This window comes from Streptomyces sp. SID5785, assembly GCF_009870065.1.
In the GTDB taxonomy this organism is placed as follows: domain Bacteria; phylum Actinomycetota; class Actinomycetes; order Streptomycetales; family Streptomycetaceae; genus Streptomyces.
Genome location: NZ_WWIA01000554.1, coordinates 1 through 11,606, shown reverse-complemented (window position 1 = coordinate 11,606; position 11,606 = coordinate 1). Strand labels below are relative to the sequence as shown.

Here is an 11,606-nt window from a genome sequence, read left to right as displayed (position 1 = left end):
GACCTGCTGCTGCCGCGCAACGTCTCCAACCTCGTCCTGCAGAACAGCTACATCCTGATCCTCGCGATCGGCATGATGCTGGTGATCATCGCGGGGCACATCGACCTCTCGGTCGGCTCGCTGACCGCGTTCGTCGGCGCCTTCGCGGCCGTGCTCACCGTCGAACACGGCGTGGCCTGGCCCGTCGCGCTCGTGCTCACGCTGCTGGTGGGGGCGGTGGCCGGGTCCGTCCAGGGCTTCCTCATCGCGTATCTGGGGATACCGTCGTTCATCGTCACCCTCGCCGGAATGCTGCTCTTCCGCGGTCTGACGGAGATCCTCCTGAAGGGGCAGACCGTCGGCCCGTTCCCGGGCGGCCTGCAGAAGATGGGCAACGGCTTCCTGCCGGAGGTCGGCCCGAACACCAACTACCACAACATCACGCTGCTGCTCGGGCTCGTGCTGATCGTCTTCGTGGTGGCCCAGGAGGTCCGGGACCGCCGGCGCGAGAAGGAGTTCTCGCTCCAGGTCCTGCCGCGCAACCTCTTCCTGCTCAAGCTCGTCGCGATCGTCGCGGCGATCCTCGTCGTCACGATGCTGCTCGCCAGCTACGAGGGTGCGCCGATCGTCCTGCTCATCCTCGGCGTCCTCGTGGTGGGCTACGGCTACGTGATGCGCAACGCCGTCTTCGGCCGCCACATCTACGCGATCGGCGGCAACCTGCCCGCCGCCAAGCTGTCCGGCGTCAAGGACAAGAAGGTCACCTTCCTGGTCTTCCTGAACATGGGCGTGCTCGCGGCGCTGGCGGGCCTGGTGGTCGCGGCCCGGCTCAACGCGGCCTCGCCCAAGGCGGGCCTGAACTTCGAACTCGAGGCCATCGCCTCGTCGTTCATCGGCGGCGCCTCGATGAGCGGCGGCGTCGGCACGGTCCTCGGCGCCATCATCGGCGGCCTGGTCCTCGGCGTCCTCAACAACGGCATGAACCTGCTGAGCGTCGGCACCGACTGGCAGCAGGTCATCAAGGGCCTGGCGCTGCTCGCGGCGGTCGGCTTCGACGTCTGGAACAAGCGCAAGTCCGGCTCCTGAGCTGTCGGCCGGTCGAGCAGCGGGGCCCCGCCGGACTCTTCCGGCGGGGCCCCGCTGCTCGTCCGGGCCAGGACCGGGGGACGCGCCCGGCCGGTCAGCCGCCGAACGGGGGCTGGGGAAGCCCGCGGCCCGCGTGCGGCAGGACCAGGAGCGAGCCCTCCAGTGGGGCCGGGTCGTCCAGGCCGACACGGGCCGTCGTGACGTACAGGTCCGTCAGGGCGGGGCCGCCGAACGCGCAGGCCGTCGGGCGGCGGACCGGGAGCGTGATCACCCGGTCCAGGGTCCCGGACGGGGTGTAGCGGTGCAGGGCGCCGCCGTCCCAGAGGGCCACCCAGACGCAGCCCTCGGCGTCGACCGTGAGGCCGTCCGGGTAGCCCGCGCCCTCGTCGACCCGCGCGAACGGGCGCCGCCCGGCGACGTGTTCACCGGACATGTCGGACACGTCGAAGACGTCGATGCGGCGGGTCGGGGTGTCGACGTAGTACATGAGGCGGCCGTCGGGGCTCCAGCCGGTGCCGTTGGAGACCGTGACGGCGTCGAGGACCGTGGTCACCGTGCCGTCGGGGGCGACCCGGACCAGGTTCCCGGCGCCGGGCGTCTCGTCGTACGCCATCGAGCCGGCCCACAGGGAGCCGTCGGGGGCGACGGCCGCGTCGTTGCCCCGGCGGCCGGGGACCGGATCGTGGTGCAGCCAGCCGAAGCGGCCGTCCGCGTCGTACGCCCCCACTCCGTCCCGGAGGTTGAGGACCAGGCCGCCGCCCGCGCGCGGCTTGGCGGCGCCCACGTGCTGCTCGGTCGCGAGGACCGTGCGGCGGCCGGTGCCGGGGGCGAAGGTGTGGACGCGGGAGCCGAGGATGTCCACCCAGAGCAGCTGGCCGGCCGCCGCGTCCCAGGTCGGGCCCTCGCCCAGCGCGGCGCCCGCGGCGACGGCCTGCTCGACGGCGCTCATGCCCGGCCCCGGTGGCCGAGGCGCTCCGACAGATCGGCGGCGCCCTTCGCGACGAGCTGCGCCAGCTCCTCCCGGCGCGCGTCGCTCCAGCGGATCATCGGCACGGAGATGGAGAGCGCGGCGACGACCCGGCCGGTGCGGTCGCGCACGGGGGCCGCGACGCAGGACACGTCGGGGTTGGACTCGCGGCTCTCGACGGCGATCCCGCGCTCGCGGATCCCGGCGAGGTGGGTGCGCAGGACGGCCGGGTCGGTGATCGAGTTCTCGGTCATGCCCGGCAGTTCGGCGTCCTTCGGGATACGGGCGTCGAGCTCCGGGCCGGGCAGCGACGCGAGCAGCATCTTGCCGACGGAGGTGCAGTGGGCGGGCAGCCGGCGCCCGGCGGCGGAGACCATGCGCACGGCGTGCGTGGAGTCGACCTTCGCGACGTAGATGACGTCGGCGCCCTCGAGCAGGGCGACGTGGACGGTCTCGTCGCAGGTCTCGGCGACGGTCCGGGCGACCTGCTGCCCCTCGGCGGCGAGGTCGAGCTGTTCCGCGTAGCGGCTGCCGAGCTGGTAGGGCCGCACGCCCAGGCGGTAGCGGCCGGGCTGGCCGGGGACCTGGACGAGGTACTGCCGGGCCGTGAGCGTGGAGACGAGCTCGTGCACGGTGGTGCGGGGCAGTTGCAGTCGGCGCACGATGTCGGGGGCGGACAGGGTGCCCTCCCCGTCCAGGAAGAGTTCGAGGATGTCCAGCGCCCGGGTCACGGCTGGTACGAGACGTCCCACGACCGGCCCCTCCCTTGTTCGATATTTCAACCGTCAGTCGGAATAGCGAACACAGCGTACGTACGACCCTCCGGACCGGGCAATGGCCGTACCGTCCGGCGCTCGCGGGGCCCCGGCCCCGGCGCGCCGCGCGGGGTCACCGGGGGCCGAGGTCGCCGCGCAACCGGCGTGCTCTCAGGACCAGTTCGAGTTCGAAGCGGTGGTCGGGGTCGTCGATCTCGTCGCCCCACAGTTCGCGGATCTGGCGCAGGCGGTAGCGGACGGTCTGGGGGTGGACGCCGAGGCGGGCGGCGACCTCGGGGGCGCCGCCGCGGGTCTCCAGCCAGGCGAGCAGGGTCTCGGCGAGGCGGCGGGCGTGTGCGGGGCCGCAGTGCGTGAGGGGTTCGAGGGCCCGCCGCGCGAGGTCGTCGACGAGCTCCTCGGGCTGGAGCAGGACGAGCGCCTGGGTGTGCTCGGTGCAGCGCAGGACCTCGGTGGCGGGCAGCAGGCCGCGCTCCATGAGGGCGACGGCGGACTCGGCCCAGCGCAGCGACTTGGCGGCGTCGGCGGGCGCGACGGGCGGGCCGACCGCACCGGACCAGCCGGTCAGGGCGCGGCGCAGCAGGTCGGGCCGGCCCGCCGCGTCCGGGTCGGGCACGACGAGCCGGGGCCGTTCGGTCTCCATGTCGAGCAGGACGTCGGGGCCGACGGCGGGGGCCACGGCGTCCCGGGCGGGCCGCAGCAGCACGCCGACGGCGACCTGGTCGGGGACGGGCCAGCCGATCCGCGCGGCCCGTTCGGTGAGGGCCCTGACCGGATCGGGGGGCGCCGCGGCCCGCCCGTCGAGCAGCAGGTCCATGAGCCGCCGCTGCTGGCGCAGCCGCTCTCCGGCCTCGCGGGCGGCGGCCTCGGCGTAGCCGCGCACGGACTCGCCGACCAGGCTGTCCAGGTACTCGTAGCTGGACTCGGCGAGTTCGTACATGGCGGGCGGCGGGATGTCGAGCCGCTGGCCGATGTCGGCCAGCCGGCGCCAGGCGAGCTTGACGCCGATGCGGTACATGGCCTGGAGCGCGTCGAGGCTCTGTCCGTGCAGGCTCTGGCCGCGGCCGAACTCCTCGAAGGCGGAGGGCAGGGGGGCGGCGGCGCCGTCCTTGCCGGTGACGCCGGAGGCGTCGGCGAGGTGCTGGACGACGCCCTCGATGGCGCGCCGGATGCCGACGAGGGCGAGCGGTTCCCCGGACTCGTCGGGCACCAGGGGCAGTTGGGGGTACTCGCGGCGGATCTCGCGCAGGATGTCCTCGGCGAGCCGGGGCGACTCGGCGAGGGCGAGCGCGGAGAACTGGCGCACCTGGGGCCGCGGCACGTCGCGCCAGGCCGAGCGGGTGCCGTGGGTGGTCACGCTCACGGCTCAGCGCCCCGATCCGGGCGTCTCGTAGGTGAGCAGCGGGGTGTTGGGCTGGTCGGGCGTCGCGTCGATCAGTGCGAGCACGCCGAAGGCCGCGGCGACGGCGAGCGCCGCTCCGGCTGCCACGGACAGCGCCGCGGCGATCAGTCGGTTCATCGCAGGGTCAGCCTCTCGTCCACGAACTCGGAGTACTGAGGTCGGTCCCCACCCTGGGTGTTCCGGCAAGTCCTCAGTGTCTTCACGTCATTGACACTCCGTCAAGGGGGCGTCTACGGTTCCCGGCCCATGACCGGCCGACCACGGCCATGCCGTGGCGCCCTTCCCCCCGGGAGCGCCCGATGAGTCGTTTCGCCTCCGCTGGATCCCCGACCTCGACCCGGGCCACGTCCCGGCTGTTTCCCCTGGTGGCCCTGGGTACGGGCACCTTTCTGCTGGTGCTCGCCGGACTGCTCGCCTGGTACGTGGAACCCCGGGCCGAGCGCACTCCGGTGGACATCGACACCACGACGGTGTTCACCGGCACCGGCAGCTATTTCGACACCGGAAAGATCAGGACGGTGCGCGACAAGCGGATCACGATCACCCGCCAGGTGCGCGGCGACGTGGCCGAGAGCGAGCGCAGCGGGCGGGCGGTGTGGGACGTGACGACCTCGGTCGACACGGACGCGTCGCTGCCGGCCGCCGACCCGCACGACGCGCTCCAGTGGACCCTGGAGCGCTGGGTCACCGACCGCGCGACCAACCGGCCGGTGCACTGCTGCGGTGAGCAGCCGGCCTTCCGCGGGGAGGCCTACCTGAAGTTCCCCTTCCGGGTGGAGAAGCGCACGTACACCTGGTGGGACAACACGCTGGGTGCGACGGTTCCGCTCCGCTTCCGGGGGGTGACCCGGGTGCAGGGCTACGAGGGTTACCGGTTCACCGGCACGGTGGCCCCCGCCAGGACGGGCTCGCGCCTGGTGCCGGGGACGATCGTCGGACAGCCCGGTCGCAGCCAGGTGCTCGCCGAGGAGTGGTACGCCAACCACGGCGTCGAGCTGGTCGTCGACCCGCGCACGGGCCAGATCCTGAACGCCTCGATCGGACCGCGCAAGACGCTGCGGGTGCCGGGCGGGGACCGGGACGCGGCGGTGCTCCTGGACAGCCGGAAGATCGCGTTCACCCCGGCGACGCAGCGCGAGCAGGTCGCGCAGGCCCGGGACAACAACCGGCGGCTGACCCTGCTCGGCACGACGCTTCCGCTGGTGGCGGGCGGTCTCGGGGTCCTGGTCCTGGCGGCCGGGGTGGTGCTCGCCGTCCGGGGCCGGGGTGGCCCCGCGGGACCCGAGGGGCCTCGGGGCCCGGGTCCCGATACGTCCCCGACGGCCCTGGAAAGCGCCACGATGTGACGGTACGTCAGCCGAGGAAAGCCCGAAACTTGTCACGCGGGTGAGTAGCCGCATCGAACAGCGGGGCGAAAACTGTCCCTCCCCACCCCGAGCACAGTCCCCGCACAGCACCGGCACAGTACCCCCCGGTACGGACCCGAACGGAGCCCCCGGCACGGACCGAGCGAACCGATCGGGCCGCCACCGGCCCGGTCGGGCCCGCCCGACCCACCGGCCCGTACGGCCGCGCAAGTGCCCCCACAGAGTTCCGCACCCCGAGACGAGTTGGAGCACGCATGCCCCAGCACGTGCCGTTTCCGCTGCGCACCGCGTCCCCACCCGGCGCGCAGCACCCGCCGGCCGCACCCCCCACCCCGCGCCGGATCGTCTTCCTCGCCCACCGCGACCTCGGCAACCCGGACGCGGGCGGCTCCGAACTCCTCGTCGACCGACTGGCCGACGGGCTCACCCGCGCCGGCCACGACGTCACCCTGCTGTGCGGCGGCCCGGCCGCCGAGCGCGACTACCGGGTCGTGTCGGCGGGCGGCCGGACCGCGCACTACCTGCGCGCCCGCTCGGCGTTCGCCCGCCGGGTCGGCGCCTGCGACCTGCTCGTCGAGGTGTGCAACGGCATGCCGTACCTGGCACCGCTGTGGCACGAGGGCCCGACACTCTGCCTCGTCAACCACGTCCACACCGACCTGTGGCGGATGCGGCTGCGCGGCCCGCTCGCGCCCGCCGCCCACCTGGGCCGCCGACTCGAACACTGGGCGCTGTCCGGGGTCGCGCAACGCCGCAACCTGCTCGTCGCCGTGTCGCCCTCGACGGCGCACGCCCTGCACGGGATCGGCGTCGAACCGGACCGCGTCCGGCTCGTCCCGAACGGGGTCGAGGAGCCGGGGCCGCGCGCCGACCGGTCCCCCGAGCCGCTCTTCCTCGCGATGGGCCGGCTCGTCGAGTACAAGCGGATCGATCTGCTCCTGCGCCTGTGGGAGCGGGTCCGCCCGGTCACCGGCGGTCGGCTCGTCATCGTCGGCGACGGCCCCGAGGACGCCCGGCTGCGGCACCTCGCGGGTGAGGGCGTCGAGTTCGCCGGGCACGTCTCCGAGGCCGACAAGCACCGGCTGCTGTGCGAGGCGTGGCTGCTGCTGCATCCCTCGGCCGTCGAGGGCTGGGGCCTGGTGATCACCGAGGCGGCGGCGCGCGGCACGCCCGCCGTGGGCTTCGACGTGCCGGGCGTGCGCGACTCCGTCGAGGACGGGGTGACCGGGCTGCTCGCGCACGGGCCGTCCTCGTTCGCCGCCGCCTGGTGCACGCTCGCCCTGTCCGCGCGGCGCCGCGAACTGATGGGCAAGGCCGCCGAGGAACGGGCCGCCGGATTCCGCTGGGCCCACACCGTGCGCCGCTTCCGGGCGGTCGCGGCGGAGGCGGTGCGGGGCCGGACGCCATGACGGGGACCGGGTTCAGGGACCCGTCGCCGCGCCGCTCGCTCGCCCTGTTCCGCGCCTTCCTCGCCGAACAGCGCGACCCCGAGTCCTGCTACGCGCTCCTCGCCCGCGACGCCGCCGACCAGGTCGAGGCGTACGGGAAGGTCGCGGGCAAGGTCGTCGTGGACGTCGGCGGCGGCAGCGGGCACTTCACCAGGGAGTTCCGGGCGCGCGGCGCGCAGGGTGTCCTGTTCGAGCCGGACGCCCGGGAGCTCGGCGCCGCGCCGCCGAGCTCCACCGTCGTCGCCGACGGCTATCTGCTGCCGCTGGCCGACGGGTGCGCCGACGTCACGTTCACCTCGAACGTCCTGGAGCACGTCGCCGACCGCGACACGTTCCTGGGCGAGCTGGTCCGGGTCACCCGGCCCGGCGGCCTGGTCTACGTGTCGTTCACCAACTGGCTGTCCCCGTGGGGCGGTCACGAGTGGGCGCCCTGGCACTACCTGGGCGCGGGCCGCGCCCAGGCCCGCTACCGGCGGCGCACCGGCCGGGCGCCCAAGCACACCCTCGGCGAGAACCTCTTCGTGCACCACGTCGGCCCGACCCTGCGCCATGTCCGGGCCCGCGACGACGTCACGGTCCTCGCGGCCCGCTCCCGCTACTGGCCGTTCCTGGCCGGGGCGGTGACGCGGGTGCCCGCGGTGCGCGAGATCGCGACGTGGAACCTGCTCCTCATCCTCAGGCGGTGTGCCCCATGACGACCACGGTCCAGGCCCCACCGGCCGCCCCGGCTCCCCCGGCGCCCGAGCCGGGACCGCGCTCGCGCCGCTGGCTGCTGTCCTTCTGGGCCGTGCTCCTCGTGGCGTTCTGCGCGGTGCAGCCCGGCCGCACCACGTTCGAGACCAAGCTCGGCGTCGCCCTCGACCCGTGGCGCTTCCTCGCGGACCTCGGGCAGCTCTGGCACGACCGCGCGGGCTTCGGCGGGCTCGCCGACCAGTACGTCGGCTACGCGTTCCCGATGCTGCCGTACTACGGACTGACCCACCTGCTGCACCTTCCCGTGTGGCTGGCGGAGCGGCTGTGGCTGTCGATCGTCGTCACCGTCGCCTTCTGGGGCGCGCTGCGCCTCGCCGAACGACTGCGTGTGGGCGGACCGCGCAGCCGGCTGCTGGGCGCCGTGGCGTACGCGCTGTGGCCGACCTTCACCATCGTCATCGGCTCCACCTCGGCCGCGGCGCTGCCCGGCGCCTTCCTGCCCTGGGTGCTGCTGCCGCTCACGAACCCGCACACCACGGCACGGATCTCGGCCGTCCGCTCGGCGCTGCTCATCCCCTTCATGGGCGGGGTGAACGCGGCCTCGACGCTCGCCTCGCTGCTGCCGGTGGGCCTGTACCTGCTGTCCCGGCCGCCCGGTCCGCGCAAGCGGCGGCAGATCGCCTGGTGGATCCCGTGCGTCGTGCTGGCGACGACCTGGTGGATCGTCCCGCTGCTCCTGCTCGGCGCGCACGGCGAGAACTTCCTTCCCTACGTGGAGAGTTCACGGACCACGACGGATCCGACGGCGGCGACGGAGGTGCTGCGCGGAGCCGGGAACTGGGTCGCCTACCTGCACCTCGGCGACGCCTGGCTGCCCGCGGGCTGGACCGTGGTGAGCGCCGCGGTCGCCGTCGTCTGCTCCGCGCTCGCCGCCGCGCTCGGTCTCGCGGGCCTGGCCCGGCGCGATCTGCCGGAGCGCCGCTGGCTGCTGCTCACGGTGCTCGCCACGCTCCTCGTCCTGCTCGCCGGGTACGGCGGCGCGCTCGGCGCCCCCTTCCACGGCACGGTGCAGACCTGGCTGGACGGCGCTCTTGCGCCCTTCCGCAACGTCTACAAGTTCGAGACCGGCCTCGCCCTCGCGCTCGCGCTCGGTCTCGCCCACATCGTCGGCGTCGCCGCCGACCCGCGCGGCGCCCGCCCGCTGCGCGTACGCCGGCACGCCCCGCTGCTGGCCGCGCTGCTGATCCTGCCCGGACTCGCCTGGCCGTACCTGAACGGCTCGATCCTCCAGCCGGGCGCCTTCCAGAAGCTGCCCACGTACTGGCAGACGACCGCCGACTGGCTGCACCGGCACTCCCCCGGCACCCGCGCCCTCGTCGTGCCCGCGACCGCGCACGGCATCTACACGTGGGGCTCCCCCATCGACCAGCCGCTCGACGTGCTCGCCGACTCGCCCTGGGCGCAGCGCGACTACGTCCCCTTCGGCACGGCCGGCAACCGGCGCGCCCTGGACGCCGTCGAGCAGGCCCTCATGTCCGGCGGGCGGGTGCCGGGCCTCGCGGACTTCGTCGGCCGGTCCGGGCTGCACTACGTGGTGGTCCGCAACGACCTCGACCCCGACCAGTTCGGCGCCGTGCCCACCGCCACCGTCAGACGGACCCTCACCGAGTCCGGCTTCCGCCGCGTCACCGGCTTCGGCCCCGTCGTCACCGGCGGCCGCATCGCCGAGCGCACACCGGTCGCCGTCGAGGGCCTCTACCCGCGTCAGCGCTCCGTCGAGATCTACGCCCCCGGCCCGGACGCCGAACGGCCGGAGCGGGCCGGGCTGTTGCCGGCCGCGAACACGGCGGAGGTCAGCGGCGGCCCCGAGGCGCTGCTCGGGCTCTCCGCGGACCCGGACTTCCGCGACCGGCCCGCGGTCCTCACCGGCGACCACCACCCCGGGGTCGGCGACCCCGCCCTGCGCATCGCGGCCGACGGGCTGCGCCGCGCCGACACCCGCTTCGGACTCGTCAACACCAACACCTCGTACCCGTACACCCCGACGGAGAAGAACCCGCCGCACGCCGCCGAGAACCCCGGGCAGGAGCCCCGGCAGATCCTGCCCGGCCACGGCGGCGAGCGGCAGACGACCGCCCGGATCGAGGGAGCCCGCGCGGTCAGCGCGTCGTCGAGCGGCAACTGGCTGCTCCACCTGCCCCAGTTCGACCCGGTGAACGCCTTCGACGGCGACCCGGACACCGCATGGGCGGAGGGCGCCCCGGACTCGGCCCGCGGCGAGTGGCTGCGCCTCGACCTCGACGAGCCCGTCGACCTGCACGGCCGACTGCGGCTGACCCCGCTGCCGCAGGACGGCGTTCGGGCCGCGCCGACCCGGATCAGGATCGAGACGGACCGGGGCAGCACCACGGCCGACGTCCGGCCGGACGGCACCCGGCAGACCGTGCGGGCGCCGGCGGGCGACACCCGCCTGCTGCGGATCACGATCCTGGACACGGAGCGGGACCGGCCGGGGCTCACCGGCGCCGGCTTCCGCGACATCGACGTGCCCGGCGTCCGCGTGCACCGCGCGCTGCGGCTGCCCGCCGACTCCGCGGGCGCGGACACGTACCGCTTCCACCGCGCCGTGAGCAGCGGCGGCCTCACCCTCACCGACACCGAACCGGCCCTGGACCGGGTGTTCACCACCACCGGCTCCGGCCGCTACACCTTCCGGGCGACCGCCACCCCGACCGCCGGGAACGCGCTCGACGCCCTCCTCTACCGCGTCGCCCCGGGACAGAAACGGAAGATCACCGCGAGCGCCGACTCGACGGCCGCGCTCGGCACGAACACCAGCGCCCGCAATCTGACCGACGGCGACCTCACCACGGCGTGGATCGCGGGCGACCGGCCCACGCTCCATCTGCGCTGGCCCGGCCGCAAGCCGGTGTCCACGCTCGTCCTGCCCGCGGCCGGCGGCCTGTCCGCGCGGCCGGAGAAGATCGAGATCAGCAGCCCGGACGGGGCGGCCGTCGCGGGCGTCGACGAGAACGGCGTGGCCCGCTTCGACCCCATCACGACGGACCGGCTCGACGTCACGATCACGCGGACGGCGCCGCTGAAGCTCCACAACCCGGTCGTGGACGAGGACATGCAGCTGCCGGTGGGCCTGACCGAGGCCTACATCCCGGAGCTCGACACGTACCGGGTCCGGCAGCCCGACCCCGCGCGGCAGTTCCGGCTGCCGTGCGGCAAGGGGCCGACGGTGACCGTCGACGGCACCGCGCACCGCACCTCGGCGCGCGGCACCGTCGCCGACCTCACCGAGCGGCGGCCCGTGGACATCACCCTGTGCGGCACGCTCGACCTGCCGGCCGGCGAGCACACCCTGCGTGCGAGCGGCGCGGGCCCGCTGTCCCTCACCGACGTCACCCTGACCCGGTCCGGTGCGCCCGCCGCGGCCGCGCCCGGCACCCGCCGCCTGACGGTGGGCGACTGGCGGGGCGACACGCGCAGCGTGCGGGTCACCGGGGGCGAGGCCGCTTACCTGACCACGTACGAGAACGCCAACGACGGCTGGCAGGCCACTCTGGACGGCCGGAAGCTGACCTCGCTGCGGCTCGACGGCTGGCAGCAGGCCTGGCTCGTGCCGGCCGGGGCGAGCGGCACCGTCGAGCTGTCGTACGAGCCCGGCGGCACGTACCGGGCGGGGCTGATCGCGGGCGGGGCGGGCCTCGTCGTCCTGATCGGGCTCGCGCTGTGGCGGCGCCGACCGGAGCGCGGGGCACAGCCCGCCGCGCCGGTGCCCGCGGCACCCGGGGCGCTCCTCGGCACGGTGGCGCTCACCCTGGTCGGGGTCGTGATCGCGGGGCCCTGGGCGGCGCTCGTCCCGGCCCTGGCCCTGCTCGC

The 11,606-nt window shown here is 74.7% G+C and carries 9 protein-coding genes; 5 read left to right on the top strand and 4 right to left on the bottom strand.

Annotation, left to right across the window (positions count from 1 at the left end; all coding sequences use genetic code 11):
- Nucleotides 1-1,065 (top strand): multiple monosaccharide ABC transporter permease (gene mmsB, locus GTW43_RS17935; RefSeq protein WP_161303031.1); only part of this gene is annotated, 1,065 nt, incomplete at its 5' end.
- 94 nt (nt 1,066-1,159) lie between these two features.
- On the opposite strand, the gene GTW43_RS17930 is transcribed toward mmsB, so the two are convergent.
- From GTW43_RS17930 to GTW43_RS17915, 4 genes are all read right to left on the bottom strand, one after another.
- Nucleotides 1,160-2,014, bottom strand: a complete 855-nt coding sequence (locus GTW43_RS17930) for an SMP-30/gluconolactonase/LRE family protein (protein WP_161303030.1) — start codon at nt 2,012-2,014, stop codon at nt 1,160-1,162.
- The gene (locus GTW43_RS17925; protein WP_161303029.1) at nt 2,011-2,784 is read right to left on the bottom strand and encodes an IclR family transcriptional regulator; all 774 of its coding nucleotides are present in this window, start codon (nt 2,782-2,784) and stop codon (nt 2,011-2,013) included. The genes GTW43_RS17930 and GTW43_RS17925 overlap by 4 nt, the downstream gene beginning before the upstream one ends.
- 136 nt (nt 2,785-2,920) lie before the next feature.
- Nucleotides 2,921-4,168 (bottom strand): PucR family transcriptional regulator, encoded by a 1,248-nt coding sequence (locus GTW43_RS17920; protein ID WP_161303028.1) that lies wholly within the window; start codon nt 4,166-4,168, stop codon nt 2,921-2,923.
- A 3-nt stretch (nt 4,169-4,171) separates the two neighbouring features.
- The gene (locus tag GTW43_RS17915; RefSeq protein ID WP_161303027.1) at nt 4,172-4,324 is read right to left on the bottom strand and encodes a DUF2613 family protein; all 153 of its coding nucleotides are present in this window, start codon (nt 4,322-4,324) and stop codon (nt 4,172-4,174) included.
- Between the two features lie 182 nt (nt 4,325-4,506).
- On the opposite strand from GTW43_RS17915, the gene GTW43_RS17910 reads away from it, so the two are divergent.
- The 4 genes from GTW43_RS17910 to GTW43_RS17895 form a co-directional block, all read left to right on the top strand.
- Nucleotides 4,507-5,553 carry a DUF3068 domain-containing protein gene (locus tag GTW43_RS17910; RefSeq protein ID WP_161303026.1) on the top strand — a complete coding sequence of 349 codons (1,047 nt, stop codon included), beginning with the start codon at nt 4,507-4,509 and terminating at the stop codon, nt 5,551-5,553.
- Between the two features lie 275 nt (nt 5,554-5,828).
- Complete coding sequence (locus GTW43_RS17905) at nt 5,829-6,983, top strand: glycosyltransferase family 4 protein (protein ID WP_161303025.1); 1,155 nt, start codon at nt 5,829-5,831, stop codon at nt 6,981-6,983.
- Nucleotides 6,980-7,717, top strand: a complete 738-nt coding sequence (locus GTW43_RS17900) for a class I SAM-dependent methyltransferase (protein WP_161303024.1) — start codon at nt 6,980-6,982, stop codon at nt 7,715-7,717. The genes GTW43_RS17905 and GTW43_RS17900 overlap by 4 nt, the downstream gene beginning before the upstream one ends.
- Nucleotides 7,714-11,606 (top strand): alpha-(1->3)-arabinofuranosyltransferase family protein (locus tag GTW43_RS17895; RefSeq protein WP_161303023.1); only part of this gene is annotated, 3,893 nt, incomplete at its 3' end. The genes GTW43_RS17900 and GTW43_RS17895, both read left to right, overlap by 4 nt.

Excerpts from the sequence above, each read along its gene's own strand:
- GTW43_RS17930 (WP_161303030.1), bottom strand. The coding sequence starts at position 2,014 with ATGAGCGCCGTCGAGCAGGCCGTCGCCGCGGGCGCCGCGCTGGGCGAG.
- GTW43_RS17915 (WP_161303027.1), bottom strand. The coding sequence starts at position 4,324 with ATGAACCGACTGATCGCCGCGGCGCTGTCCGTGGCAGCCGGAGCGGCG.
- GTW43_RS17910 (WP_161303026.1), top strand. The coding sequence starts at position 4,507 with ATGAGTCGTTTCGCCTCCGCTGGATCCCCGACCTCGACCCGGGCCACG.
- GTW43_RS17905 (WP_161303025.1), top strand. The coding sequence starts at position 5,829 with ATGCCCCAGCACGTGCCGTTTCCGCTGCGCACCGCGTCCCCACCCGGC.
- GTW43_RS17900 (WP_161303024.1), top strand. The coding sequence starts at position 6,980 with ATGACGGGGACCGGGTTCAGGGACCCGTCGCCGCGCCGCTCGCTCGCC.